Below are 24,884 nucleotides of genomic sequence, written 5' to 3' on the forward strand. Positions count from 1 at the left end.
CGACGGTAGCCGATCGCGGGCCGGGTATGCCTCTTCCTGCCGCGGAGAAGACGAATCATGGGACGGGTTGCCAGCCCCACGGGCGGTCGCCGTGTTCGCCACGGATGCAGGCGAGGCGGTAGTGGGCCTGGTCGCGTAGGGCTGGGTTGTCTCGCGCGAGTTGCGCCGCGAAGGTCACCTTGCGCAGCTCTCGGGCGTCGCGGAGGACCGAGAGTCCCGGCCAGCCGGTGACGTCGTAGCCGTAGTGGTGGCAGAACTCGGTCCAGCCCGGCGCGTACTCGGCGCTGAAGGTCAGGTGGTCGACGGCGACGGAGACCAGGTCCCACTCGGGTGGGCCGAAGGCGAATCGTTCGAGGTCGAGCACGACGGGTCCGGCGTCGGTGTCGACGATGTTGCCGGCCCAGGCGTCGCCGTGCACGGCACCGTGAGGGAGGCCAGGAGGAAGCTCGCGGTAACGCTCCTGCAAGCCGTGCAGGTGATCGAGCAGCCAGGCGCGGTCATCGGCCGAGAACACGGTCGCCTCGGCGATGCGTTGCTCCAGGCGTACGAACGGTGCTAGCGGCGGCAGTTCGAGGGTGGCCGGGGGCCGCAGGCGGTGAAGCTGGTGCAGCACCTGGGCTAGCTGGCCGATGCTGCCTTCCCGGTGCGGCGGCAGCTCATGCCAGAAGGTCACGGCTCGCCCGTCGACCGCGACTGGTTGCGGGAAATCGTCGATCGCGCGGACCGCCGGTGTCCCGGATTCGTTGAGCCAGCGGGACACCCGGACTTCCTTGCCGGCGGTGGCGAGCTGGCCGTCGCGGCTGACGCGAGCGACGACGCCGCCGGGCAGCCGGTAGATGACGTTCTCCGCAGACCGGATCAGCTCAGCGCCGGTCGCGTCGACCCCGACCTGTTGGCAGGCGAGCAGCAGCGCTTCCTGCGGATCCGTCATGCGACGGCTCCGACCGTCTCCCGGATCCGGGCGCGCAGCTCCTGCACTTCCGTCAGCTTGCCGTGCGGCCCGGCCATCCGGTGCAGCTCCCGCAGGTCGTCGGCGGCGCGCAGCGAGCGGACCGGCCCGGCGTCGTCGAGGGCCAGGTTGCCGATCGTCGCGGCCTCCAGCGGGTCACCTTGCACCATCGTGAGGGACGCCAGTTTGATGCGGGAGATCGCCCTGGACCGCAGGTACGCCGGGAGATGGTGCTCCACTGAGTAGGCGAACCGGTCGGCCGACTCCGTAACGAGGCTGGTGTGCAGGGCGACGTCAAATAACGCGTGGGCGGTGTCGCCGTGGTGCTGGGCGTCGTCGTAGAAGCACATCCACGGCGGGTCCTCCGCTGGTGCGGCGTGCGCGAAGGCTTCGTCGGCGGCGCCGACGGCGGCCAGCGCCTCCTGTGCTCTGCCCGGACCGAGTTTGGCGAGTGCCCGTGCTCGTACGGTGTGCAGCATGGCGCGCTCGGAGGCGGTGAGCCAGTCGGCGCGGACCAGGGCCATTTCGATGTGGGTGAGCCCGTCGTCGGGCTGACCGCACCACACCGCCTGCCGGGCCAGGCTGGACAGCAGCATCGCGCGCTGGTGCCAGTCGCCGCCGATGCTGGCGCAGCGCAGGGCGAACGTGAACCGTTGCCGTGCCGCCTCGTGGTGGTAGGCGTCGAAAAGCATGAACGCCACGACCCCTGCCAACTGGGCCAGCGCCTTGTGTAGCGCGGGGCGCAGGTGCGCCGGGCAGCTCACCTCCAGCAGCCGGGACAAGCGGTGCAGCTTGTCGTCGGCGATCTCCCGGACCAGCGCGCCACCGTGCGCGTTGTCCCACTGCTCGAAGATCTCCGCTGCCTCAAGAACCTGCGCGATGTGTTCCTGGCTGACCTGACGCGGCAACTCGTCAACGACCTGCGGGCCGAGCAACGACATCAACGGGATGGCGTCGGACGTCAACGGAGCAGCGGCGGCGGGACTCAGCCCTGTTGCCGAGGACTCGTATCGATTTGATCGAACGGCGAGCATGCCTTTCGTTCGCATGCTGATATCCCGACGGCGGAATCCGAGTTCGTCGTCGGTGTCGGCGTTGAGGACGATGCGCAGGGCGGTGCGGTAGTCCTCGGCGGGGTAGCGGATCTTGCCGTTTTCGAGTTTGCCCAGGTAGTTGGCGGTGAAGGCGCTGTGGGCGGCTTGTCCGGGATCGGGGTAGAGGATCTTGTTGACGGCGTCGGCGAGTTGCCGGCGGGTCAGGCCCAGGCGTTCGCGTGCTGCGGTGAGCGGATGGTTCTGCATGACACCCCCGAAGTGTGGCGCACGATCTGATGCGTGGTGGCGCGAACTGCCTGTGGCGGTAATCGATTTTGGACAGTATCCCACTTGGTGAATGCCGCCTTCAACCATCTGTGTCGAGCAATTCGTGACCCCACCAGGGAATACGTCAACGGAGAATTGTCAAGAGGGGAGGCAGGGGATGGTTCCCGCAACGGGAAGCATCCCTTCCAGTAGCGCGGGAGCGTCGCCCCGTCCCGGGCGGGACGCCTACCGCAGCAGGTCAGTCATCGGCCACGGTGTGTGTGCGGGGTTCGGCACAGGCGCCGTACCGCTGACGTTGCCGGACCCCGACGCGGCCTGCCGCCACCGGAAGCCCCCCGTGACCGGCGGCGGCAGGCCCCGCGAAGAAGCCCAGGCCCACCGGCCAACACAGTGGACGTACCCGGAAAGGGGTTGTGATGCTGGAAGCGGTGCGTGCCGCCCCGGTTGCCCGACGACCAGGCCCCGGTCGTGCCGGAGGATGCGCTGCCGGATGTCGGCCATGATGCGCCGGTAGTGCGGCTCGAACTGACGTGCGGGCATGCCGAAATCGTGCCCCAGCTCGGCCTTTGCGGGAGACCCGCCGGGGTGGCGTCGATCCCGTGGAGCGGCGCTCAGCTGCTTCTTCGACGATCGGCGCTACCTCGGCGAACCCCATCGACGCCCCGGCCAGGCCGGTGCACGCGGCACCGTCGGCCACTGCACGCAACCCAGGAGTGCTCCCGATTGTCGGCGTTCGGCGGAACGTGAGCCGCCGAGACGTCCGTACCAGCGGCCCTGTGGGCGTACTGCCGTTTGTGGCTGCGTGCGCAGGGCGGGCGGCCCGACCTCCGCGCCCCCGTTCGGGGTCGGGCCGCCCATCCCACCTTCCCCACCGAACCGCGATGTAGCGGCGATCCCGTGACCTTCGAAAGGGCGGTCCCACCCGTGCGCAGACTCCTCGACCTTGTCCTGTTCCCTCGGCGTACTCGGCGGCAGTCCCGGCTGCTCGCCAGCCTCGCCAACCAGACCCGGCCGGCCGCCCGGCCTCCCGCCGCCGCTGCTGGCGGCGGGTCGCGTCCGCCGGCCCGGCACGGCGGAAACGCCGCCACCCACCTCTACTACGGCGCCAGTGTGGTGCGGCCGTCGATCAGCCCCGGGCTGGTCCGCGACCGGCGGTTCCCGGTCCGCACCCGGCGCGGTTGCGACCCGACCGAGGTACGCGCCTTCCTGCACCTGGTCGCCGACGAGTTGACGGCGGTGCGGGCCGAGTTGGCGGTCACCCGGGACGAGAACGTGCGGATCAAGCAGGCGTTGCGGGACTGGCAGTCGCGGCAGTTCCAGGCCGGGATGCCGGCCTGATCCGGTCGACCCGGACCCGCCGGGCGGTAAACACAGTGGACGATGCAGGGAGAGGGGTACGTTGATGCTGGATGTGGTGCTCGCCGCCGCGATCGCGGTGCTGGTCGGCGCGGTGGTCGGGTTCAGTTTGTGTCGGCATCGGCACCGCTGGTGTCCCGGCTGTGGCCGTACCCTGACCTGCCCGGCATGCCCGACCGGCGGGCTGCTGCCCGCGCAGGTCGAGGCGGCCGGGCGTCGGTGGGCGCCGCAGCCGGTGCGGACCGTCACCCTGCGGCGGACCTGGGTGTGGCCCGGCCGGTCCCGGCGGCGGGCCGGCCGGTGACCGCGCGGGTGGTGCCGGCGGTGGCGGCCGGGGTGGGGCATGTGGCGTGGCGTCCGTCGTGGCGGTGCCGGGCCTGCCGCCGGCCGTGGCCGTGCGAACCGGCCCGCGCCGAGCTGCTGGCGAGCTTCGACCGGATCGGCCGCTGCATGTACGTCGCCGAGCTCGCCGCCGAAGCCGCCCGCGACCTGCCCGACCTGACCCCGGCGCAGACGTACGCGCGGTTCATCGCCTGGGCGCGGCGACGGGAGCCGGCATGACGGTCTACCGCACCCAGGCCACCACGGCCGCCGCCGCTGTAGCTTCCGGTGGTGGGGTGCCGGTGCCGGCTGCGGCGGTACGGGTCCGGTCGCCGCTGCTGGCGGACGAGTTCTTCCTGTTGGCGGCCGATGATGTGACGGGTCGGCCGCGTCTGCCGGCCGGGCCGGTCGGGTACGGTCTGGCCGCCGCGCTGCTGGCCGACCTGGTCGACGCGGGCGCGCTGCGGGTGCACGATGGCCGGTTGTGGCTGGCCGCCCGGCACGTGCCGGTGGACGCGCTCGGCGGCTGGATCCTGCGCTGGCTGGACGCGGAGCCGCGACACCGGCGGGTGGGGACGTGGTTGGCGTTGTTGGCGCCGCGGGCCCACGGGCAGGTCGCGCGGCGGCTGACCGCGGCGGGTGTGGTCCGGCCCCGGACGGTACGTCGCCGGCTGCTGACCACCGCCGTGGTCCAGGTGCCGACGGACACGAACCGGGCCGCCTGGGCCTGGGCCCGCCTGTCCGTACGCCTACAGCGCCGCGAACCGCTGCCGGCTTTTGAAGCGCGGCTGGGCGGGTTGTGCCTGGTGACCGGGCTGGACGACTTCGTGCTCACCGGCCTGCCGGCGGCGGCCCGCCGGCATCTGCACCGGGAGACCGCCGCCCGGCTGCCGGCCGAGATCACCGAACTGTTCACCATCGCCCGCCACCGCCTCGACGGCGCCGCCCACCGCCGCCGCCGCTGACCATCCCCAGCCTTCCCTCCGTTACCCCTTGACAAGCGGGCTCGACGCTCGGCGGCAGGAGTTTGGCATCCTGGCGCCATGGCTGACCGGGAGCGGTTCCTGACGTTCGATCACGAGTACCGAGACGGGCTGCACGTCTACGTCGCTCGTCCGACCGAGGCGGAGCTGCCTGGCCCGGCGTGGACGGGGTTGTGGGAGCAGGACTATCCCGAGGAGCCGCACCGGAACCCGTGGCGTCGGTACGCGATCAACAACAACGACGGGGAAGCGCTCGCGGTCTGGCGGGCGTTCGCGTGGGCGCTCACCGCCGGCCGGAGTCGGTACGCCATACCCGCCTACTACCGGGATGAAGCAGCGCGGCTCCTCGGCATCGTCCGGGGAGCGGTGCAGTTGGTCCGCTGGGAGTACGAGGTCGACTCTGAGTCCTCCGAGTGGCCTGCGGCCGACGTCGGGTTCGTCCCTGGCCGAGCCTGCGTCCCAATGCGGCCACCGCCGGATCAGTGGGAACGCGACCACGCTGGGTTTGCTGGGTTGTTCACGCTCGACAGCTTCGACGATCTCCTCAACCTGCACCTGGCTGTCTCGTTCGATGCCAGCTCGGAGCTCACGCTCTTCGCGCTCTCCGATCCAGACCGGACCGAGCCTCTGATCGCAGCCCTCAACCAGGATGACCGCCCGAACCTGGCGGACATCCTGCAGCCCGGTGACATTCTCGTGGACTTGACGGTGGCGCACGATCTAGGCTTCACCAGCAAACTCACAGTGAAGGCTGCCGAGGCGGTCGAGGAAATTGGTCGGCTTGCCGACCACTTCAGCCAGGCGTTTCGCCGCTACCTGGGGAAGCTCGACCGGATCGATAGCTTCGAGGAGTTCTACGCAGCGATCGACGATCTGCTCGCGCCGCCCCACGCAACACGCGTCTCCTGACGGACGGCCCAACCGTGGCAGCGATCCACCCGGCTGCCTGCCATCGGTCAACCTGCCGTGATCAGCTCGCGGTACAGCGGAGAGTCCAGGAACCTCGGGACGATCTCGCCGTACGCCCGTCCGAACTCCAAGGTGCGCACGTCGGTGCCGGCCACGAACCGCATCGCGGCACCCTCCCCGCAGACCACATCCTCGTCCGTGGCGTCGGTTGGCGCGTAGAAGATCGAGAACTCGCCAACCGCGCCGGGGAACTTCGCCGACGGGGCGAGGCCCCGCCAGAACAGGCGCAGCTCCGGCACGGAGAGGCCGGTTTCCTCGATCAGCTCCCGGTGAGCGGCCGTCAGTGGATCCTCGCCCGGATCGACGTTCCCGCCCGGCAAGCACCAGCGGTACGGGTCGACGCTGGTATTGCCGTCACGGAGCTGTAACAACAACCGACCTGCCGGATCGACCAGGATCACGCCGGCAATCCGAGCATCCACTCGTACGGCCACTCGAGCAGCCTACTGCTGCACGCCGAAGGGTGGCGTCGATCCCGTGGAGCTGCCGGTCGGCCGGATACGGTGCTGCCATGCCGTTGGAATGGTCGCTGAGGAAGTGAGCGAGGCTGACCTCGTGGAGGATCTACCGGGCCTGACCGTCGCCGACGTCCGTGTAGCGTTGCGCTCCTCGGCAGAGCTTGGCCCGTCTGGCCAGCGGACGCTTGCTGCCCGTGCGGCCGGTCGGAGCGGGCACGACGACATCTCCGAGCGCGTCGAAGAGTTGCTGCGCACTGGAGCCAGTACGCCCCGCCGGTATGAGTGGATCGCGGTTGATCCAGCTCAAGCGTGGGGAGCACCGGATCTCACCGAGGAGGGACTCGATGGACGGTGACAAAGGTCTGGACCGCGCAGAAGAGCTGGTCCTCTGCCCCCTGGAGGATTCGCCGCTTCCCCTGTGGGAACTCGGCTGGGACGAGGCCGAGTCAGCGAGTTGGTTCGCTGAAATCCTCGGGCCGGGCCTGGTCTCGTTGGTGGCCCGAGGCCTCGTCGAGGTGCGCAGATTCGACGGCTGGCCAGCCGAATGGGATCACGGCACCCTTGTGGCAGGTGACGAACTGCTGCGAGAGAGTGGGCGCGCCGAAGCTTGGCGCGACGATGGAGGACACAGGGTTCTCGCGGCGCACATCACGAGAGCCGGCGTCAGGTTTCTGTGACCCTGGGCTGTCCCCGGAAGCCGTTCCTGTCTCCAGCTCAGCCAAGAGAACGGGTAGCCAACGCATCCGCCACGGGAGCGGTGTGCTGCGCGGTTCGTCAATCTGGCCGTACGGATGTCTGCTCGAAGATGGCCTCGGGGTCGGCACCGAGGCCGCGCAGTAGTCGAGCGGCTGGGCCGTCGCGGTCCCGCAGGATGCCCGCCAGCAGGTGTGTCGTGCCGGCGAACGGGTGACCGGATCTGACCGGCGGTGTTGTGCTCGGCGACCGGCTCCGGCAGGTCCACGCCGGCAGCGTGTAGCTGCTCGTCCAGCTCCAGGATGCTCAACAACACCTCGACGGTGCCGGTGCGCGCGCGGCCGAGCCGGATTGCCTGTAGGGCGGCATCCCGCTCCACGACGCCCCCGTCGAGGCGAGTCGGAAAGGCGAGAGTGGCGGCACGGCGTCTATGGAGGCGACTGGCCCGATCTGACGGCTTGCGATGGAGCAGGCCTCGATCCAGTCGATCCTGGCCGCCGAATACCGCGTGAGCTGGTCGGCGGCCGTTCCCACGCGTACACCTTGGAGCTGATCTCCCGGGCCGGGTTCGACCTGCCGCAGGTGCAGCGGCCGACGGCCGGCGACTACCTTGAGGTCCGTGGCGTGCGGTTCGTGCAGGAGCTTCAGCCGTCGGCGCTCGCCCCGGCGTACGCGCAGGCGGCGATGCGCGCCTACCGGCGCGGCGTGATCAGCGCGGACCGGGTCGTCGAGCTGCTGCACCGGACCGTGACCCTCGACGACCTGCCCTCCCCGCACCCGATGCCCATCGAAGCGTCGCTGCGAACCAGCAGCCCATGATGGCCAGCTGACAGGTACGGCACGGCAATCGTCACCGGTCGCAAGGAGCACTATGTTCCATGAATCCGTTCAGCACGCCTATCCTGGCCTTGCTGTGGCCTCGTTCTGGGACGACAGCGAGTACGCGCTTGACACCTACGTCGACGCGCCGCCGTCGGACGCTCTGATCGCGTCGGTGCAGGCCGAACTGGGCTTCCGTCTGCCGACGTCGTACCTGACGCTGATGAGGTCGCACAACGGCGGGATACCGCGTGACCCGTGCTGCCCTGCGCCGAGCCGGACCACATGGGCGCAGGATCACGTCGCCGTGGACGGCATCATGGGGATCGGGAGGAAGAAGCGATACTCGCTGGCAGGTGAAGCCGGCAGTCGGTTCTGGATCGAGGAATGGGCCTATCCGCCGATCGGCGTGTACTTCGCGACCTGCCCCTCTGCTGGGCACGACATGATCGCGTTCGACTACCGGGACTGCGGCCCGGACGGCGAGCCGCAGGTGGTCCATGTAGATCAAGAGTGGGACTACCAGGTGACCGTGCTCGCCCCAGATTTCGTGTCCTTCCTGCTGGTGTTGCGGCCCGAGAGCGAGTACGACGACGAGTGCTGAGAGAAGCGGACGTCATGGGATCGCCCGAATAAGTGACGACAGAGCTCGTCGCCCGTACTGCGGGCGGCGGACACGGGTGTTGAGGCGGCGGGGACTTCATCGAGGTGAGGCTCAGATACCTCACCTCACGATTTTGACGTGCGTCAGCCTCACCTCGACGACACATTTGGATGCCAGACCAGCCCGGCTACCCGCCGGCACGTGAGCACGCGCGCCGGCAGTAGGCAGGAGCCTGATCATGATCGATCGGCGTAGTCCGGCGACGACAACGACCGGTGGGCTGGTGGACGAATGGCCAGGCGACGACGCACACCGTGGCGCATCCGGCGGGAGGCGCCAGGCTGATCGTTGAGGGCTGACACCTCGAAGGGTTCAAGCTCGGGACGCTCCGCGAGGGCGAGTGCGCAGGCATACGGCCTGACGTCAGGCAGCCGCAGCATCATCAGCCTTTGCGCCAGTACGCCGAGCAGCACTGTCCGGTCGGCGTTCGGGTGCCGGGCGATCGTGGCGATCAGGCGGTTGCGATCCCATCGGTCGAGGTCGTCTGTCGGCAAGGTAGACAGGGTTCGTGCGTCGGCGAGCGGATGGTCGGCGACCGCTTGGCGCACGAACGAGTACGGGCTGGCTGCCAGAGCCCGCGGCAGGAGTTCCCCGACCTCGCACGCCACTACCACCGGGCCAACAAGCTCTCTGGTCGGGCTCGTACTTCGCCGGCTCCGTCGGCGGCGCGCCACCGAGCATCGTGAAGCAGTACATCGAGCGGCAGAACCGGCCAGGTTAGGGCACTGCTCGGGCCCTGGCGGCCCTCCCAGCGCGGGCCTACCCCCCCGGCCTGAAGGCCGGAGCACTGGCCCGCATTCCGGTAGCTCTATGTTCAGGCAGCGTTGAGCTTTCGCAAGACGTACTGGTTGAGGCTCATGCCGTCCTCAGCTGCGCGGATAGCGAGTTCGCGGTGCAGGCTCTCACCGACGCGGAGGTTGAACTTGCCTGAGTAGCTGCGGTCAGCGAACGGCTGCGGCACCTGTTCGCCCTGCTCCTCCATGTCGGCGAGCACCTCACGCAGTAGATCCTGAAGTCCCTGGAGAGCCTTGATCTGGGAGGATGCCAGCCACGAGAGGGATGGGAACTCGGCGCAGGTAGCGAGAAACTCGCCGTCCTCGGCCGACCACGTAACGCGGTAGGTGAAGTGAGACACCTCGGGCCGGTCAGCGGACTGCATCACAGCACCTCCTTCTTCTCGATCGCCTTGAGCACCTGCCGCACCTGATACGCCTTGGCCTTGCCTTTGTCGTTCTGGATGTTGACTCGCGGATCGCCTGGCCAGGGCATCTTGAACACCGCATGGGAGCTGCTGTCTTGTCGCGGCTTCCCGAAGTAGTGCTCGCACACCCGGTAGAGGTCGTTGTAGGCGATGTTTTGCTGGCTTCTTCGCATCGCTTCGACGAGCTTCTCTACGGACGGCATGGCTTGATGGTACCGCCGGTGGTACTACAGCTGCAACCTGTCGGGGCATGGAAGGCGCACTAGATCTTGCCGATCTATCCTTCAGCGGTGTGATTTTCACACCGGCGAGGCAAGATTGGGGCTGTGATGCGTGCGCCGTTGCGAAGCTGGGTGGAGGTGGGTGGCCGGGTGGCCGCCGCCCGCGAGCTGGCCGGGTTCAGCCAGCGCGAGCTGGCCGAACGACTTGGCGTCCATCGCTCGGCGTTGACCCGTGTCGAGCTCGGCCAACGTCAACTGGACGCGCTTGAGCTGGCGCGGATCGCCGAGCTGCTCGGCCGTACCGTCGAATGGTTTCTCACCGCCCCGGCGGAAACCCTCGCCAGCCGGCGGGCCGGGATCTCGGCCGACCATGACGTGCAGCGACTGGAAGACGCGCTGGACCAGGTCAGCCGCGACGTCGAGCTGCTGTCCGACGTCGGAGCACTGACGCTGGCGGCCACAGGCCTGCAATCGGGCGTCACCACACTCGCCGAAGCGGAAGCCGGCGCGGCCGAAGCGCGCGCCCTGCTCGGCTGTGGGGACGGCCCCTTGGTCGACCTGCAGGCGATGGTCGAACGGCTGGGCCTGCTCGCGTTCTCGCTCGACCTGGGTCCGGGGGTGATCGACTGCGGCTATCTGCGGACCGGTCAGGTGGGCGTGGCGCTGGTCAACGGTGCCGCGATCGCCGGTCAGCGGCCGGTGAATCTCGCGCACGAGCTCGGTCACCACCTGCTCGCCGACGAGTACACAGCGGATGTCGGTGGCGGCTCCGGTCGGTCCGACCGCGAAGCGCTGATCGACGCCTTCGCGATCCACTTCCTGATGCCACGAACGTCGGTCAGGGCCCGCTGGGCCGAGCTGTCGGGCGAGTGGGACCACCCTCGGCAACGGCTGATCGTCCTGGCGGCCGAGTACCGGGTGAGCTGGTCGGCGGTTGTCTCCCACGCGTACACCTTGGAGCTGATCTCCCGGGCCGAGTTCGAGCTGCTGCAGGTGCAGCGGCCGACGGCCGGCGACTACCTTGAGGTCCGGGGCGCGCGGTTCGCGCAGGAGCTTCGGTCGCCGGCGCTCGCCCCGGCGTACGCGCAGGCGGCGATGCGTGCCTACCGGCGTCGCGTGATCAGCGCCGATCGGGTCGTCGAGCTGCTGCACGGCACCGTGACCCTCGACGACCTGCCCACCCCCGCACCAGATGCCCATCGAAGCGCTGCTGACGGCAGACGCGCGTCGAGGTGACGCTCAGACACCTCACGGGGCAATTTTGACGTGCGTAGGCGTCACCACAACGGAGCATCCGAAGCGGCTGCTGGGGTTGTACGAGCTCCGGGCTGCGACCACAGCCGCCTGGAGGTGCCCGGGGTCGACTCCGCGAACGTTGAGCGGCGGGTGCACGCTCCGGACAGAGTTGGGCCTCGATCGTTTCCGGCTCCGCGACCTCCGCCCAGGTCAGGCGCAGGTTTGCGGGCATCCACGCGGTCAGCCGGTTTCACCCTCAGGGATCAGGACCACCCGATCGGTCCAGGTTGTCCGGTACCCCTCGGACACCAGATGCCCGGCCAACGTACGACGCAAGGTCGAACTGCCCGAACGCCCCTGGTGCTGGCGGACCGATCAGCGGGCTGCGCGCTACCGGCGGCACGTGGTCAGTTGATTGCGCCCTACGATTGTTCGCCGGGACCCAACAGCCGAGCGCCATGGAGCAGATATGCCGTTGACGCTGCGCCATGCCCTGGATGATCCGCCGCTGCGGCCGCTGCCGGCTCCGGTCGGTGACCTTCTGCTCAGGCTCGACGCGCCGCCGCGGCTGGCCGCGCATCTGCGCGCCGTATACGACGTCGCCGCCCAGCTCACGGGCTGGCTGGCCGTCCACTACCCGGCCCTGGCCGTCGATCGCGACGCCGTACTCTTCGGCGCTGCCACCCACGACATCGGCAAGACCGTTTACGTGGCGGAGTTGTCCGGGCCGGGTTCGCGGCACGAGCCGGCCGGTCAACAGATCCTGCTCGACGCCGGCGTCGGTCCGTACCTGGCGCGCTTCGCCGCGACGCACGCCAGTTGGCAGTCGCCCGGCATCGAGTGCGAAGACCTGCTCGTCAGCCTCGCCGACAAGATCTGGAAAGCCAATCGGGTCGTCGACCTCGAACAACTCGTCGTCGACCGTCTCGCTGCCGCCTCCGGGCAGGAACCCTGGCAGGCCTTCGTCAACCTCGACGATCACCTTGACGGCATCGCGGCGGACGCTGACCAGCGGCTCGCCTTCCAGAACAGCTACCCCATCACGGACGGCTGACGTCGGTGCGCGGTTCGTTGGCGGTCTATCCCGGTACGTTCGACCCGTTCACCCCGGGGCACGGCGACCTGGTGGCCCGTGCCCGGGTGATGTTCGACCGGATCATCGTGCTGCTGGCGGTGAACGCCGACAAGCAACCGACCGCCGAGGCCACGGCCAGGGCGGTACGCGTGCGCGACGCCCTCCCGGCGGACTGGGGCAACGTCGAGGTCGACGCGTGGGCCGGCCTGACCGCCACCTACTGCCTGCGCCGTGGTGCCACGGTCATCGTCCGTGGCGTGCGTACGGCTGCAGACGTCCACTACGAGCACCAGCTCGCCGCGATGAACGAGCGGCTCGGTGTCCGGACCGTCTGGTTGCCGACCCGTCCGCAGCTGGCCGCCATCTCGTCCACCGTCGCACGAGCACAGCATGCGGCGAAGTCGGCCCGTGCGTCGTACGACGCTGGGGGTCGGGTCAGTTCTCCACGAGGGTCCGCAGTGTCCGGCGAAGCTGACTTGTTGCACTCGGACTGATCCCGGCCAGGAACGCGCTCTCGGCCTTCCCGTACGCCACCTGTGCCGCGTCGTAGGTCTGCAACCCCTGTTCGGTGAGCTCAACGACATTCCTGCGCCGGTCCGTGGGGTCCGGTCGTCGCGTGATGATGCCCTTGCGCTCAAGCACATCCAGCAAGGCGACCATCGTGGTGCGGTCGATACCGAGGGTCTGCGCCACCTGCAGCTGCGAGGTCGGTTCCCGGTGGGCCAGGACCCGGAGCGCTCCGAAGTCCTTGCTGTCGATCCCCAGCGGCTCGAGCGCTGCGTCGGTCAACGCGGTGAGCTTCAGGGCCGCGTGCTTGAGGAGGTACCCCAAGACCTCGTGCGGGTCAGCGGTGGCGCTCGGCTCAGTGGACACGGCTCCCATCTTATGCATAGTCTGATCGTCAGTACTGCTGACGATCAGACTTACTGCGAAAGGCTCGTCATGATCATCGTTACCGGAGGGGTCGGTTTCATCGGCTCCCACACCGTCCGCGCCCTCGCCGAGGCCGGCGAGGAGTGCGTCCTGCTCCAGCGCCGCACCCCCCAGGTCCTCCCACACCTGGCGGACCTGCCCATCCACGTCGTCCAGGCCGACGTCGCCGACCTCGATGCGCTGCTCGCCGTCGGCCGTCGGTACCCGATCACCGGAATCGTGCACCTCGCCCTCGCCCTGCCCTGGCCGGCGACCGACGTCGACCCGATCGGAGCGACGGGAGGAGCCCTGGAGGCGTTCCTCAACATCGTCCGCGTCGCGCGGACCTGGGGTGTGCGCCGCGTCGTCACCGCCAGCACCATCGGCGTCTACGGCTTCACCTCTGAAGGCGCGCTGACCGAGGACGTGCCGATCCCCTTGGGGCACGGCCACGCCATCCCGACGTTCAAGAAGATCACCGAACTCCTCGCCGGCCACCTCTCGGACGTGACAGACGTCGACATCGTCAACGCCCGCATCTCCGGCACCTGGGGTCCCGGCGGACACCTGCCCGACCCGTTCTTCGCCGCGCCCTCCCTGGCTCATGCCGCAGCCCGGCGCAGCGAACCCGACCTGTCCGGACTCCTCGCACCGCCGCACGCCGAAGATGCTCTCGACCTGCTCTACGTCAAGGACACCGGTCGCGCACTCGCGTTGCTGCAGCTCGCCGAGAAGCTGACCCACTCGACATACAACGTCGCCTCTGGTCGTGCCACGAGCAATGCCGACGTCGTCACCGCGATCGCCTCCGTCGACCCCGGCTTCCGGTGCGAACTTCCTTCGGGCGGAGGCCGCCCGGTGAGCTGGCTCGACATCACCCGCCTGCACGAGGACACCGGATTCAACCCCCGGTACGACACCGCCGCGGCTGCCGCTGACTACATCGCCTGGCTGCGCGCGGGAAACCAGCGGTAACTCCCGGCCGACTGTGTGGGTGAGGGGGTGTGGTCCGGCCTGGCCGGGATGCCCGGCAGCGTTGCTCCTACCTCATTCGGCCCCGGTAGCCGACAGGGCCCGCTCCGACCCGCTGGCGAATTCCCAGGAACGTGCCGTCGTCAAAGGCGATCGTGCCGTTTCCGCCCCGGCTGTCGCGCCAGGCCAACCGGGTGAGCGGGCGACCACCCACCCCCACCGCGAGCAGGAGGTCGTGCGAGGGGTACCAGCCACCACCCCAGCCTTCCTGGGCCACGTATCGCGAGGCATCGCTGGTGGCGGGACTACGTTCGATGAGCTGGCCGCGGAACTCCTTCGGTCGCTTGCCCGGCTGGCGACGCCAGCCGTAGAAGGCAGCCTGCTGGGCCTCGAAGGTGACGGCGTACTCGGCGCCGGACTCGTCCGCCCAGGCCACGTGCTCGAGAAGGCAATGCTCGCCCCGGTCGATGAAGATCGTGACCTCACCCCGACTGGTGGCGTACCTCAGCACCGGTTCCGCGGTCAGCTGGCTCTCGAGCGCCGACCTGGCCTGGTCGTGCGCGTGCATCGGGTCGATCGTCACCCGGTACAGCCACAGCATGCTCTCGGCGTCGTTACCGCTCTCCACCCGCAGCGTGTTGCGGCCGGCCAGCAGATCCTCAGCCGGGACCGCGAAGATCAGCCGCTGCGGCAGCCCGCCACCATTCGGGATCCGCAGCCGGTCGGCCAGTGGCCTGCCGTTGAGGCGAACGGTGAGCGGGGCGTATCCGGGCGAGTCAGAGAGCATCGACGCAAGCGCCACGACGGCGACGCATGCCTCGCCGACGACCTCCGGGTCGGGTACGTCGAACTCCAGCTCGACCGAGCCGCCTGCCCCGACGGCCAGGTGACCGTCGGCGTCCCTCGCCCGGTCGATGTCGGTGATGCTGACGTTGCCGGTGCGTGCCGGGTCGGTGCCGAAGTCGGCGTAGGTGGGTTCCATCTGGACCCCGGCGCGGTCGCTGACACGCGGGGCAGGAGCCGGCTGCGGGTCCAGCAGCACCTCGCACGTCGCGACCGTGCACTCGTTCCTGTCGTACCCGATGTTGGCCGCGCCGAAAGCGGGCCGCACCTTGCCGACGTGCAGCGCGCCGTTCTCCTCGTAGCCGTGGGGAACGGCGCCGGGCGGGATCTGCCCTGCGCTGGCGGTCTCCCAACGGTATCTGCTCTCGGAACTCTCCATCCAAGGAGGATAGATCTACTCCTCGGGCCGACGGCCACCCTGGGTCGTCAGGACGCCGTCAGGGTCTACCTGTCCCGGGTGCCGTCCTGCTGTTCCAACCAGGTCAGGATTGCCCGGGTCGTTTCCTCCGGCTTCTCCTGCTGGATCCAGTGACCGCAGTCCAGGGTGACCACGTCCACGTTGGGCACGAACTCTGCCAGTCGGTCGGACTTCGCGATCAGGTCCCGGTCGCCGTAGATCATGAGCGTGGGCTGTCGGATGATCGGGTCGACGTCCGCCAGCAGGTGCCAGTTGCGGTCGAGGTTGCGGTACCAGTTGATACTGCCGGTGAACCCGGTCGGCTCGAAGGCGGAGACGAAGACGGCCAGCTCGTCGTCGCTCATCACCGGCTCGCCGAGTGGTGTGTCCGCCCTGGCCAGCTCGATGAACGCCATGCCGGGCTGAGGTTCCATCAGGGGCAGGTTCTTCCGGTAGAGGTTGCGCAGGAACCGGAAGGTGTTCTCGTCGAACACGGCGTCCGCAACCCCTGGCTGTCGGTTGAAGTGGACGAAGTAGAAGTCGCCGCCGAGTACGGCTTCCATCAGCTCGATCCAGGGCGTCTCGCCGCGCTCCTGGTACGGCAGACTCAGGTTGATCACCTTGTTGACTCGGTCCGGATGCAGCAGGGTCAGCCCCCAGACGACCATCGCACCCCAGTCGTGGCCGACGAAGGTGGCATCGTTGTAGCCGTAGTGATCGAGCAGCGCGACGAGATCACCCGACAGGTGCGCGATGTCGTAGTCGGTGACCTCGGTCGGGCGCGACGAATTACCGTAGCCGCGCTGGTTCGGGACGATGACGTGGTAGCCCGCCGCCGCCAGGGCCGGCATCTGATGGCGCCACGAAAAGGCATGCTCCGGCCAGCCGTGACAGAGCACGATCGGCTTACCGGCGTTCTGACGGCCAGCCTCGAAGACTTCGAGCTGCACGCCGTTGACGGGGACAAGACTTGGCTCAGGAAAGTTCATGTCGCCATCCTGCCGACCATAACCGGTCACCTCATGACCGGTTTATCTGACAATCTTGGCGGCATGCGAACCGACCGGCTGGTGGCCGTACTCCTGCTGCTGCAGCAGCGCGAGCAGGTGACCGCGGCGGAGGTCGCCCGGGAGCTGGAGGTCTCCGAGCGCACCGCCCGCCGCGACCTCGACGCCCTGGCCATGGCCGGGGTGCCCGTGTACGCCACGCAGGGGCGTGGCGGCGGCTGGCGCCTCGTCGGCGGTGCCCGTACCGACCTGTCCGGGTTGACCGCAGGCGAGGCCCGCGCCCTGTTCCTGGTCGCCGGCCCGGCCTCGGCCGCGACACCGGAGGTCAAGGCAGCGCTGCGCAAGCTCGTCCAGGCCCTGCCGGAGCCCTTCCGGGCCCAGGCGCAGGCAGCGGCGTCGTCGATCGTCGTGGACCCGCAACGGTGGGGGACCAGCCGGGCCGACCGCCCGCCGCCACGCTTCCTCGACGAACTCCAGGACGCGGTGATCCGGGGCGTCCAGGTGCGGCTCGGCTACGTCGACAGCACCGGCAGCGTGAGCGAGCGGACCGTCCACCCGCTGGGCGTCGTTGCCAAAGATCCGTGGTGGTACCTCGTCGCCGCCACCGAGGCCGGCCGGCGGACCTTCCGGATCGACCGGGTGTCGGCCGTCGAGCCGACCGACGATGCCGTGCACCGGCCGGCGGACTTCGACCTCGCCGAAAGCTGGCGGGAGATCGCCGACGAGGTCGACCGCAGACGGATGCCCGTCGAGATCCAGGCGGTCTGCGCGCCCGACAGGATCGGCACGCTCCGGATGGCTCTCGGCGACCGGCTCGAGGTGTGTGGCCCCACGACCGACGGCCGCGTCGAGGTGGTGATCCGTGGCTACAGCGAGTACACGCTTGCTGGCGAGCTCGCCTGGCTGGTCGAATGGCTCGAGGTCGCCGGCCCCGCCGGTGTGCGGGACCAGCTGGCCTCGATCGGCACCGCGCTCGTCGAGCGGTACGGCCGAGGCCCCGTTACCCGGTCTGGAGCAGGCCGCGGCTGACCATGAAGTCCCGTAACGTCTCGACGTCGTCGGCGGACATCAACTCACGGGGGATCACGGTCGCCGGCATCCGGCCCACGTACACGATCCAGAAGCCGGGAGTGTCGAGCACCTTGCTGACCCTGTCCCAGGCGATGTCGCCGAACTCCGTACCGCTGCGCATCGTGATGGTGTCGTCGGTGATGTCGTAGCCGCCGTCGACCGCGTACTCGCCGGACCGGCGCCGGGCGCGTGAGCGCACCCACGGCCCGTACAGCATCGACAGCACGCCGGCGGTGACCAGCGACATCCACAGCAGCGAGAACTGCTCGCCCCAGCCGTACTCCCGCGCGGCGACGAAAGCGGCCACCCCGGTCACCGCCAGGATCGCGCCGATGTAGCCGTACTTGGCCAGCCGCACCCGGCTGAGCGCGGCGGCCGCCCTGCCCGGGTAGTCGGGATCGGCCGGGACGTCGAAACGGATGCGCACCCCAGCACGATAGTGCCCGTACCCGCCAACGCCGCTGTCCGCAGCTAGACATCGGCGAGGATCCGGGCGAGCTCGGCGGGTCGGGTGAGCATCGGCCAGTGCCCGGAGTCGATGTCGACCAGGTCGAGGTCCTTGGCCCGGGCCAGCTCGGGGACCTGCCCGGCGGTGATCATCTCCTGCGCATGGGCCGGCGTGAACTCCGGGCACACCAGCACGACCGGTACGTCGAACCGCCGCTCGTCGGTCAGCCGTACGACACCTCGTGCGCACCGGACCGAGCACGACCGCCCGCGCCGTTCGGACGCCCGAAATCCGGCGGGAACGGCCCGGCGCCACCGGTCGCCAGTGTTTCCGCTGCGGGCAGCGTGGCCTGCAGTTCGCGGGCGCGCCGGCACAGCGTGGCGACCTTCTGGCGGTAGACCGCTTCGGCCAGTGCCTCCCGGGCGCGTGCGGCGGCAATCCGGGGCCGGGCGGTTGGGGTGCGTTGCTGCGCTACGGCGAGATCGAGAAGGAGCCGTGCGGTGGCGAGGCCGGTGCCGCAGCCGCGTCGAAGCGCCGCGCCACGCCGCAGTTGACGGTCCACGACTGCGCCTGAGATGTGGTATTTGATCATGGTTAGGGTGTATCGCCAAGGTGTCGAGGTGCAGCGGTCGGGCACACTGTGCGGATGAGCGTTGCTGGTTGCCTCCGACCGTCCCACCTCCCCGACACCGACCGGGTGCCGGTGGTACGGCGATGACCACCGTCGGGTCGGGTGCCCTCCTGACGGTGGTCGAGGCGGTCAGCCGGTCCCGCGACCTTGGCGAGTTCGCGGAGGCTGGCTGTCGCGAGCTTTTCCGCCTCATGCCCTGTGTCAGCGTGTCGTACACGGAGGTCAACCTCAGGACCGAGGTGGTATCCGGATACCTGTGGCCGTACCCGGGTATCGAGTGGTTCGAGCGGTACGCCGCACCGCTCGGCCGCATCGCACGACAGAACCCGCTGGTCGCACACATTGCCGGCGGCGGCTCAGTGGCGTCCTGGGCGGACGTCGACCCGAAAGACGCATTTCGCCAGACCGCTCTGTTCCAGGAGTTCTACGCCGCGAACGGCATCGAGAGTCAGGCCGCACTGGGCGTCCTCAACCAACCCGGGCTGGTGACCGGCTTCACGGTCAACCGTGACGGCTCGCCGTTCAGCGCCGACGAGTATCAGGTCCTGTGCGACCTGCGCCCGCACCTGATCAACCTGTACCGGCTGGTCAGTGGGTCGGGACGGGCCCGCGCCAACGACGTCGTCCTGGCAGCGGACGGGTGGACCGTGGTCCGGCTCGCCGAGGGCGGCACGGTGTTGACCACGAGCGTGGAGGCGGAGGCGATCGGTGACCGGGTCGGGCTCGACCTGCGCGTCGGAGCCGACCTCACCTCGACGTGGTTCTGGCGGCGGCTCCGCGAGACCATCGGGGCGCGCTGGCAGGTCGGCAGAATGACCAGGCCGATCCATCTCGGTACCGCCGACTGCCCGGTCGAGGCGATGGTCGCCACGACGGCGGTCGGCCCGTACTCGTTGATGTTGCGCGACCGGGACGCCGTACGCCGCCGCCGCTGCCGGGAGTTGGGCCTGACCGGCCGGCAGGCCGAGATCGCCCGGCTGGTCATTGCCGGCGCGACCAACGTGCAGATCGGCCGGGCGCTGGGCATCACCGCCTCCACGGTGCGCAAACACCTGGAGGCGACGTTCAGCGTCGTCGGCGTACAGTCCCGGGCGGCTCTCGTGGCGGTCCTGCTCGGGCCCCGGCCTACGGGCGGGCCGGATGATTTCCAGCGGTCACGGCTTGTCGAGGATGCAGACGATCTCCATCTCGACCGATGAGCCGGCACTGGTCGAGCCCACCAGGCGTACCAGCGCGATGTCCTCGCTCGCGCCCTGGGTGACCGGCCCGGCGATCTCGATCGAGTCGAAGGTGCTCTTGAAGCCGCTTTCCTGGTTGACGTGCCGGAACGTCTGATTCGAGATGGCGGTGAACGACTGGGCGTCGGGGTCGCCGGAGTCGAAGTTGTCGACGCCGAGAAGGAGCCGGACGTCCTCGGCGAAGGGATCCTCGACAGGTTGCACACCGAGATCCCTGATGAACTCGCACTCGCCCTCGAAGTCCTGGTGGATGGTGCCGTCGACGGTGACCGCCCCGGTGCCTTCGTCGGATCGCTCGTAGCCGTCGCCGTCGGCGGGCGGGTCGTCGGACCCCGGTTGCGCATCGGCGGTCGCGGTGGTCCCGTCGTCACTACTGACGGTCGTATCGGCGGGCTCGCCGGGGGACCCCGAATCGGTGCACCCGGCCAGGGCGATCGTCGAGAGGACAGCTATGAAGGCGAGGCGGGACCGGAATTTGACCATGGTCGCACCGTAGGGACGGACGGCGCACGGGCCAACGGGACGAACGTCGTATTGCGCCGGCCACCGGCTGCGGACCCGCCGGCCCACTTTCTCAGTCGTGGGTGATCGAGAAGCCGAGGATCACCGCAGCGGAGACCACCACGTGCCCGGGCGCGAGATCCTGGGCGGAAGCCTGCCCGCCCGATCCGTGCCCACGGTACCGCTCGTGTCCCACATTCTCCGGATCGACGTCGTCGATGTGCACGACCGCGCCGAGCCGGACACCGGCCGCTTCGGCGTACAGCTCGGCCTTGCGCCGGGCGGCGGCAACCGCTTGGCGTCGAGCCTCTGCGCGCATCTCGCCCTTGGTCGTGACGTCGAAGTCCACCGCCTCGATCTCGTTTGCGCCGGCGGCTACGACGTCGTCGAGCAACTGCTGGACGAGGTCCATCCGGTCCGACTCCATGGCGAACGACGCCTGACACTGGTAGCCGAGAAACACCCGCTCCGGGCCGTAGCCACTCCACGAACTATTCAGATCCAGGCGGGAACGCTCCACCGCACTGTCGACGACGCCGTGCTCCCGCAATACCTGACGCACCGCGCGTACCGCTTCGGCTGCGGTAGCGAAAGCCTCAGAGGGAGTTTGCTCCACCCGTACCACCCGGAATCTGGCCCGGACCAGGCTCGGCATGGCCTTTACACTTGCCGCGCCGAACGCGGTCACACCCCAGGGTCGCTCAATCAGTTGCATCTGCCAGATCCTAGAAGGACGCTCCGCGACGGCATCGACCGGTGCGGCACCGGCGATCACAGGGCGGGCCCTGACCCGGTCACGGTAGGTTGTCCGGGTGACGGGGGTGGCGACGACGCGGGAGCAGATCTGGACCGACGGTGCGTGCAGCGGCAATCCGGGGCCGGGCGGTTGGGGTGCGTTGCTGCGCTACGGCGAGGTCGAGAAGGAACTGTGCGGTGGTGAGGCCGGTGCCACGACGAACAACCGGATGGAACTCACCGCCCCTATCCGGGCGTTGGCCGCGTTGACCCGCCCGTCCGTCGTCGACCTCTACACGGACAGCACGTACGTCCGAAACGGCATCCTGTCGTGGATGGCGAACTGGAAACGCAACGGTTGGCGTACGAAGGCGGGCGAGCCGGTCAAGAACGAGGATCTGTGGCGGGAGCTCGACGCGGCCGTCGCCCGCCACGACGAGGTCGTTTGGCACTGGGTGAAGGGCCACGCCGGCCATGTGGAGAACGAACGCGCCGACCGCCTCGCCGCTCGCGGTCAGCGGGACTCGCTGGAGGCTGCGGGAGTCGCGCTGCCGCCGGTGCCGCAGCCGCGCCGCCGTACCCGGCGGTAGTACTCAGCGGTGCCGAACCCGGCCTCGGCGAGCAGCGGCTAGCCCGCCTTTCCCGGCGAGGCCGTCGCCGAGACGTGCGGGGTGACGCCTGGAGTTCGCCCGCCGGTCGGTTCGGCGTAGCGTGCCGGAAGACTTCCTATCGATTTAATGATTGGCATGAGTCGATCACATTCCCGCCACTGCCATCACCCGACCGACGACCACCAGGCGGACCAGGTTCCGTACGGCCAGATCGATCCTGCCGGGCACCCGACCGGCGGCCTCGGACGCAGATCAATGCTGGCCGCCGCCGGCGGCCTGCTGATGCTCGCCGCCGTTCCCGGCACCGCGCGGGCCGGCACCGCGATGACAGCCGGTGCGGCGTCGGCCGGCGCGCCGGCGATGGCCGCGCCCGGCGCTTCCCGGGCGTCGCGGATCAGCCAGGGGACCACCCTGGTCCACGCCGACCTGCACAACCACACCGTGATGTCCGACGGGGACGGCAGCGCCGACGACGCGTTCGCCTCGATGCGCGAGGCCGGACTCGACGTCGCCGCGCTCACCGACCACGCCACGATGTTCGCCATCAGCGGGCTCAGCCGGTCGGAGTGGCGGACCACCGGTGCGCTCGCCAACGCGGCCGACGACCCCGGTCAGTTCACCGCGATCCGCGGCTTCGAGTGGTCGCACCCGTTGCAGGGTCACATCAACGTGTGGAACACCTCGGACTTCGCCGACCTGCTGCGGGCCGGCAGCCCCGGCAGCCTCTACCGGTGGCTGGCCGGTCGGCCCGGCGGCCTGGCCAGCTTCAACCACCCGGGGCGGGAGATCGGCCGGTTCGACAACTTCTCGTACGACGCCTCGGCGCGGCAGCAGCTCGTCGGCCTGGAGATGTTCAACCGGACCGACGACTACCTGTTCGAGGGCTGGTCGTCCTGGGTGGCATCGCCGCTGGTGGCCTGCCTCAACGCCGGCTGGCGGCCGGGTCTGACCGGGGTCACCGACGAGCACGGGACCAGCTGGGGCTTCCACGAGGGCAAGGGCCGCAGCGGTCTGTGGGTCGCCGAGAACACCCGTGCGGCGGTGTTCGAGGCGATGGCGGCCCGCCGCTGCTTCGCCACCCGGGTGTCCGGCCTGCGGCTGGACGCGGCCGCCAACGGCGTACGGATGGGTGGGGTCATCGGGCTGGTCGCCGGTGACGTCCGGTTCCGGGTGGACCTGGACCGGGGTGCGGTGTGGGACGGCAAGCCGCTGCGGATCCAGGTGCTGCGCCCCGGGACCTCGGTGCCGACCGTCGTTGACGTCGTCGACACCGTCTCCGGGTCGGTCGCCGACTTCACCGTGCCGCTCGACGTCGCCGACGGCGACTGGGTCGTGCTGCGGGTCTCCGACCCGGAGCTGGCCAACCCGACGCCCGGCCCGTCCGGTCATCCGTGCAACGACTTCGGGGTGGCGTACAGCAGTCCATGGTGGCTGCAGCCCTGAGCAGAGGTGGCGGAGGCAACGTCGGCGGACACCCGGACCAGTTTGAGGGATAGACCCGAACGTGTCCGGGTCACCACCAGTGTGGCTCAGGTGTTGACGGTGCTCCTCGACGATCCGCAGGCTGGCCGGTACGGCTTGGAGCTCATGCAGGCCACCGGTCAGCCCAGTCGTGGCGGCCCGTGCCGAGCTCGCGGCCCTGCGGGCGAAACTGCGCCCGCGCGGCGCCGGTGGCACTCGGGCCGCCGACGCCGCCACCTTCACATCGGCGCCGGGGTGGTGAGCACCTTGCCCCAGCGGATCGCCGAGTGGCTGCTGGCTGCGGCGGCGCGGCGTTGGCCGGCACACCTGCGCGAAGGAGATGAGCCGGGAGTGGGCCGGCGAGTTGTACGCCCTCGGCCATGGGGAAGGCGCTGTCGCTGCGCCGCGGAAGTGGCGGCAGCTCCGCTTCGCGGCCAGTCTCGCGCTCGCCCGCCCGCCGGGCGCGGATCCGGTACCGCTGCCCCGGCTGCCCAGACCCTCACCCACCCAGATACACGCGGGATGGCTGTTCCTTGCGCCGCTGTTCGTGCTGGTCACGGCAGCGATGGCGGTGTCCTCACCTGGCCTGGCTGATCGACGCGGTGGCGCGTACACCGATGGCCTCGGTCATTACCTTCTTCGCCGTGAGCTATGTGGCTTACATCCTTATCGCGGCAGTCGTCGGCACGCTGCTGGCCCGGCGGCTGCTGCGACGACGTGCCGGCCGGCCGGTCAGCCCGGCAGGCTGTGGGTGGGCGACCCTACCCGTGACAGCCGGCCTGCTCACCCTCGATGTGCTGGCCCGTAGCGCGAACAGGGTCTGGGACGGCTCCTGGTTCGCCGTCGCCGTGGCACTTTGTCTGTCGGTGCTGCTCCCGCCGGTGGCGGCGGGCGTCGCGGCGCTGTCCCGCCGCAGGCGTCTGGTGTCGGCCGTCGGCTCGGCCGTGCTGGCCGCTCCCGCCCTGACGCTGGTCAGCGCCTACACGATGGTGCTGGTGGCACCCCAGACACCGGCCGAAGCGGCGGGTCAGCCCTGGTGGTGGCTCACCTATCTGGTACGCGAACCGATCCTGCTGTTGACGTACGACGCCTTCGACACCTCGTTGCCGATAGAGGCCGCCCTGGCGATCCTGCCCAATCTGACCCTCGTCTCGATGGTGCTTGCCCTGGCCCATGCGATCAGACTCGCCCGGCCGATCGAGGCCGCCGCGACCAGCACGTCGACGGCACCCGATCCCGGCCGGGGCATCCCCGGTCAGCGTGGGTCCGAACGGACCAGCCCGACCGTGACCGGCGCAGGTTTGACCGGCGCAGGTTTGACCGGCCAGACCCCGGCTGTCGCACGTGGCCCGTGGTGGCACCGCACCGCCCTCGCCGGTGCGGTCTACTCGGTCCTGGCCTGGGCGGTCACCTTGGCCTACCTGACCCCCAACATCGGGGTACAGAACTCCTGGACGGGCCCTCTGCCGGACGGCTCATGGCCGTCCTCGGAGCCCGCCGGCTGGCAGGGGTGGTCGACCCAGGAGGGGCGGGTGTGGATGCACGAGTTGCAACTGTGCGGCATCGTGTGTGCCGCACTGTGCCTGTTGTGCGCCGCCGCCTACCGAGGCCGACCACTGCGACCGACGCTTGCCGGCTCGGTCGTACTGCTGGGAGTCAACATGGCGGTGGTGCGCGGCGGTTGGGCGGATCCTCGGCTGCTGCCCTGGCTCGCTGCGGGTGGGCTCGTTGCTAGCGGACACTGAAAAATCCTTGTTGACGGACAGTTGAGTCCCTGCCCGCGGACAGCA

The 24,884-nt window shown here is 69.5% G+C and carries 30 protein-coding genes and 3 pseudogenes; 19 read left to right on the forward strand and 14 right to left on the reverse strand.

Features of this window, described 5'->3' with window-relative positions:
* Positions 1–55 precede the first annotated feature (55 nt).
* Both ACFHWU_RS16965 and ACFHWU_RS16970 read right to left on the reverse strand, forming a co-directional pair.
* Positions 56–931 carry a phosphotransferase family protein gene (locus ACFHWU_RS16965; protein ID WP_416591007.1) on the reverse strand — a complete coding sequence of 292 codons (876 nt, stop codon included), beginning with the start codon at positions 929–931 and terminating at the stop codon, positions 56–58.
* Positions 928–2,250, reverse strand: coding sequence for a hypothetical protein (locus ACFHWU_RS16970; protein WP_416591008.1), 1,323 nt, complete (start codon positions 2,248–2,250; stop codon positions 928–930). Before ACFHWU_RS16970 ends, ACFHWU_RS16965 begins: the two co-directional genes overlap by 4 nt.
* 945 nt (positions 2,251–3,195) lie before the next feature.
* Between ACFHWU_RS16970 and ACFHWU_RS16975 the strand changes: the two genes are divergently transcribed.
* From ACFHWU_RS16975 to ACFHWU_RS16995, 5 genes are all read left to right on the forward strand, one after another.
* Positions 3,196–3,609 carry a DivIVA domain-containing protein gene (locus ACFHWU_RS16975; RefSeq protein WP_416591009.1) on the forward strand — a complete coding sequence of 138 codons (414 nt, stop codon included), beginning with the start codon at positions 3,196–3,198 and terminating at the stop codon, positions 3,607–3,609.
* 64 nt (positions 3,610–3,673) lie between these two features.
* On the forward strand, positions 3,674–3,931 hold the full coding sequence (locus ACFHWU_RS16980) for a hypothetical protein (protein WP_416591010.1): 258 nt from the start codon (positions 3,674–3,676) through the stop codon (positions 3,929–3,931).
* Positions 3,895–4,188 (forward strand): flavin reductase, encoded by a 294-nt coding sequence (locus ACFHWU_RS16985; protein ID WP_416591011.1) that lies wholly within the window; start codon positions 3,895–3,897, stop codon positions 4,186–4,188. Before ACFHWU_RS16980 ends, ACFHWU_RS16985 begins: the two co-directional genes overlap by 37 nt.
* The gene (locus ACFHWU_RS16990; RefSeq protein WP_416591012.1) at positions 4,185–4,913 is read left to right on the forward strand and encodes a GOLPH3/VPS74 family protein; all 729 of its coding nucleotides are present in this window, start codon (positions 4,185–4,187) and stop codon (positions 4,911–4,913) included. Before ACFHWU_RS16985 ends, ACFHWU_RS16990 begins: the two co-directional genes overlap by 4 nt.
* A 189-nt stretch (positions 4,914–5,102) precedes the next feature.
* Positions 5,103–5,840: a hypothetical protein gene (locus tag ACFHWU_RS16995; RefSeq protein WP_416555236.1), complete on the forward strand. Its 738-nt coding sequence runs from the start codon at positions 5,103–5,105 to the stop codon at positions 5,838–5,840.
* A gap of 47 nt (positions 5,841–5,887) precedes the next feature.
* Here ACFHWU_RS16995 and ACFHWU_RS17000 read toward each other — a convergent pair whose 3' ends face one another.
* Complete coding sequence (locus ACFHWU_RS17000) at positions 5,888–6,322, reverse strand: NUDIX domain-containing protein (RefSeq protein WP_416555440.1); 435 nt, start codon at positions 6,320–6,322, stop codon at positions 5,888–5,890.
* Between the two features lie 380 nt (positions 6,323–6,702).
* Here ACFHWU_RS17000 and ACFHWU_RS17005 point away from each other — a divergent pair, with 380 nt between their 5' ends.
* Positions 6,703–7,035 carry a hypothetical protein gene (locus ACFHWU_RS17005; protein WP_416555238.1) on the forward strand — a complete coding sequence of 111 codons (333 nt, stop codon included), beginning with the start codon at positions 6,703–6,705 and terminating at the stop codon, positions 7,033–7,035.
* Positions 7,036–7,132: 97 nt separating this feature from the next.
* Here ACFHWU_RS17005 and ACFHWU_RS17010 read toward each other — a convergent pair whose 3' ends face one another.
* A complete protein-coding gene (locus ACFHWU_RS17010) occupies positions 7,133–7,327 on the reverse strand; it encodes a Clp protease N-terminal domain-containing protein (protein ID WP_416555442.1) in 195 nt (64 codons plus the stop codon).
* Between the two features lie 267 nt (positions 7,328–7,594).
* Here ACFHWU_RS17010 and ACFHWU_RS17015 point away from each other — a divergent pair, with 267 nt between their 5' ends.
* Together ACFHWU_RS17015 and ACFHWU_RS17020 are read left to right on the forward strand one after the other, a co-directional pair.
* Entirely contained in the window at positions 7,595–7,870 is a 276-nt protein-coding gene (locus ACFHWU_RS17015; protein WP_416568187.1) for a hypothetical protein, read from the forward strand.
* 52 nt (positions 7,871–7,922) lie between these two features.
* The gene (locus tag ACFHWU_RS17020; protein ID WP_416591013.1) at positions 7,923–8,474 is read left to right on the forward strand and encodes an SMI1/KNR4 family protein; all 552 of its coding nucleotides are present in this window, start codon (positions 7,923–7,925) and stop codon (positions 8,472–8,474) included.
* A 236-nt stretch (positions 8,475–8,710) separates the two neighbouring features.
* Here the strand turns inward: ACFHWU_RS17020 and ACFHWU_RS17025 are convergent, their stop codons facing one another.
* The gene (locus tag ACFHWU_RS17025) at positions 8,711–9,082 is read right to left on the reverse strand and encodes a hypothetical protein (RefSeq protein WP_416555458.1); all 372 of its coding nucleotides are present in this window, start codon (positions 9,080–9,082) and stop codon (positions 8,711–8,713) included.
* Positions 9,083–9,150: 68 nt separating this feature from the next.
* Here ACFHWU_RS17025 and ACFHWU_RS17030 point away from each other — a divergent pair.
* Positions 9,151–9,255 (forward strand): annotated as a pseudogene (locus ACFHWU_RS17030) (transposase); the annotation flags it as partial.
* Between the two features lie 93 nt (positions 9,256–9,348).
* Here ACFHWU_RS17030 and ACFHWU_RS17035 read toward each other — a convergent pair.
* Positions 9,349–9,693 carry a type II toxin-antitoxin system HicB family antitoxin gene (locus ACFHWU_RS17035; RefSeq protein ID WP_416555244.1) on the reverse strand — a complete coding sequence of 115 codons (345 nt, stop codon included), beginning with the start codon at positions 9,691–9,693 and terminating at the stop codon, positions 9,349–9,351.
* Entirely contained in the window at positions 9,693–9,938 is a 246-nt protein-coding gene (locus ACFHWU_RS17040) for a toxin HicA (protein ID WP_281553199.1), read from the reverse strand. Before ACFHWU_RS17040 ends, ACFHWU_RS17035 begins: the two co-directional genes overlap by 1 nt.
* Before the next feature lie 126 nt (positions 9,939–10,064).
* Between ACFHWU_RS17040 and ACFHWU_RS17045 the strand changes: the two genes are divergently transcribed.
* The 3 genes from ACFHWU_RS17045 (at position 10,065) to coaD (ending at position 12,761) form a co-directional block, all read left to right on the forward strand.
* The gene (locus tag ACFHWU_RS17045; RefSeq protein ID WP_416591023.1) at positions 10,065–11,192 is read left to right on the forward strand and encodes a helix-turn-helix domain-containing protein; all 1,128 of its coding nucleotides are present in this window, start codon (positions 10,065–10,067) and stop codon (positions 11,190–11,192) included.
* Between the two features lie 469 nt (positions 11,193–11,661).
* The gene (locus ACFHWU_RS17050; protein WP_416555248.1) at positions 11,662–12,246 is read left to right on the forward strand and encodes an HD domain-containing protein; all 585 of its coding nucleotides are present in this window, start codon (positions 11,662–11,664) and stop codon (positions 12,244–12,246) included.
* A 5-nt stretch (positions 12,247–12,251) separates the two neighbouring features.
* Entirely contained in the window at positions 12,252–12,761 is a 510-nt protein-coding gene (gene coaD, locus ACFHWU_RS17055) for a pantetheine-phosphate adenylyltransferase (protein WP_416555250.1), read from the forward strand.
* Here coaD and ACFHWU_RS17060 read toward each other — a convergent pair.
* Entirely contained in the window at positions 12,703–13,140 is a 438-nt protein-coding gene (locus tag ACFHWU_RS17060; RefSeq protein WP_281553203.1) for a MarR family winged helix-turn-helix transcriptional regulator, read from the reverse strand. The two genes, coaD and ACFHWU_RS17060, sit on opposite strands and share 59 nt — an antisense overlap.
* Positions 13,141–13,209: 69 nt before the next feature.
* Here ACFHWU_RS17060 and ACFHWU_RS17065 point away from each other — a divergent pair, with 69 nt between their 5' ends.
* Positions 13,210–14,154 (forward strand): NAD-dependent epimerase/dehydratase family protein, encoded by a 945-nt coding sequence (locus ACFHWU_RS17065; RefSeq protein WP_416591014.1) that lies wholly within the window; start codon positions 13,210–13,212, stop codon positions 14,152–14,154.
* A gap of 67 nt (positions 14,155–14,221) precedes the next feature.
* On the opposite strand, the gene ACFHWU_RS17070 is transcribed toward ACFHWU_RS17065, so the two are convergent.
* Complete coding sequence (locus tag ACFHWU_RS17070; protein ID WP_416591015.1) at positions 14,222–15,373, reverse strand: hypothetical protein; 1,152 nt, start codon at positions 15,371–15,373, stop codon at positions 14,222–14,224.
* A 65-nt stretch (positions 15,374–15,438) separates the two neighbouring features.
* Positions 15,439–16,380, reverse strand: coding sequence for an alpha/beta fold hydrolase (locus tag ACFHWU_RS17075; protein ID WP_416591016.1), 942 nt, complete (start codon positions 16,378–16,380; stop codon positions 15,439–15,441).
* A 63-nt stretch (positions 16,381–16,443) separates the two neighbouring features.
* Here ACFHWU_RS17075 and ACFHWU_RS17080 point away from each other — a divergent pair, with 63 nt between their 5' ends.
* On the forward strand, positions 16,444–17,427 hold the full coding sequence (locus tag ACFHWU_RS17080; protein WP_416591017.1) for a helix-turn-helix transcriptional regulator: 984 nt from the start codon (positions 16,444–16,446) through the stop codon (positions 17,425–17,427).
* Here the strand turns inward: ACFHWU_RS17080 and ACFHWU_RS17085 are convergent.
* Together ACFHWU_RS17085 and ACFHWU_RS17090 are read right to left on the reverse strand one after the other, a co-directional pair.
* Positions 17,399–17,896 carry a YcxB family protein gene (locus tag ACFHWU_RS17085; RefSeq protein ID WP_416555260.1) on the reverse strand — a complete coding sequence of 166 codons (498 nt, stop codon included), beginning with the start codon at positions 17,894–17,896 and terminating at the stop codon, positions 17,399–17,401. The genes ACFHWU_RS17080 and ACFHWU_RS17085 overlap by 29 nt on opposite strands.
* A gap of 44 nt (positions 17,897–17,940) precedes the next feature.
* A pseudogene (locus ACFHWU_RS17090) lies at positions 17,941–18,162 on the reverse strand (alpha/beta hydrolase); the annotation flags it as partial.
* A gap of 143 nt (positions 18,163–18,305) precedes the next feature.
* Here ACFHWU_RS17090 and rnhA (ACFHWU_RS17095) point away from each other — a divergent pair.
* Positions 18,306–18,428: pseudogene (gene rnhA / locus ACFHWU_RS17095) on the forward strand (ribonuclease HI); the annotation flags it as partial.
* Between the two features lie 203 nt (positions 18,429–18,631).
* Positions 18,632–19,747 (forward strand): helix-turn-helix transcriptional regulator, encoded by a 1,116-nt coding sequence (locus ACFHWU_RS17100; RefSeq protein ID WP_416555262.1) that lies wholly within the window; start codon positions 18,632–18,634, stop codon positions 19,745–19,747.
* Here ACFHWU_RS17100 and ACFHWU_RS17105 read toward each other — a convergent pair.
* Positions 19,703–20,269: a hypothetical protein gene (locus ACFHWU_RS17105; protein WP_416591018.1), complete on the reverse strand. Its 567-nt coding sequence runs from the start codon at positions 20,267–20,269 to the stop codon at positions 19,703–19,705. The two genes, ACFHWU_RS17100 and ACFHWU_RS17105, sit on opposite strands and share 45 nt — an antisense overlap.
* 91 nt (positions 20,270–20,360) lie before the next feature.
* Entirely contained in the window at positions 20,361–21,002 is a 642-nt protein-coding gene (locus ACFHWU_RS17110) for an SIMPL domain-containing protein (RefSeq protein ID WP_416591019.1), read from the reverse strand.
* A 106-nt stretch (positions 21,003–21,108) separates the two neighbouring features.
* Between ACFHWU_RS17110 and rnhA (ACFHWU_RS17115) the strand changes: the two genes are divergently transcribed.
* The 3 genes from rnhA (ACFHWU_RS17115) (at position 21,109) to ACFHWU_RS17125 (ending at position 24,839) form a co-directional block, all read left to right on the forward strand.
* Positions 21,109–21,612: a ribonuclease HI gene (gene rnhA / locus ACFHWU_RS17115; protein WP_416555268.1), complete on the forward strand. Its 504-nt coding sequence runs from the start codon at positions 21,109–21,111 to the stop codon at positions 21,610–21,612.
* A 156-nt stretch (positions 21,613–21,768) separates the two neighbouring features.
* A complete protein-coding gene (locus ACFHWU_RS17120) occupies positions 21,769–23,076 on the forward strand; it encodes a CehA/McbA family metallohydrolase (RefSeq protein WP_416555270.1) in 1,308 nt (435 codons plus the stop codon).
* 662 nt (positions 23,077–23,738) lie between these two features.
* Positions 23,739–24,839 carry a hypothetical protein gene (locus ACFHWU_RS17125; protein WP_416591020.1) on the forward strand — a complete coding sequence of 367 codons (1,101 nt, stop codon included), beginning with the start codon at positions 23,739–23,741 and terminating at the stop codon, positions 24,837–24,839.
* The last annotated feature ends 45 nt before the right edge of the window (positions 24,840–24,884 follow it).

Source organism: Micromonospora sp. LOL_015 (genome assembly GCF_048060275.1).
In the GTDB taxonomy this organism is placed as follows: Bacteria; Actinomycetota; Actinomycetes; order Mycobacteriales; family Micromonosporaceae; genus Micromonospora_E.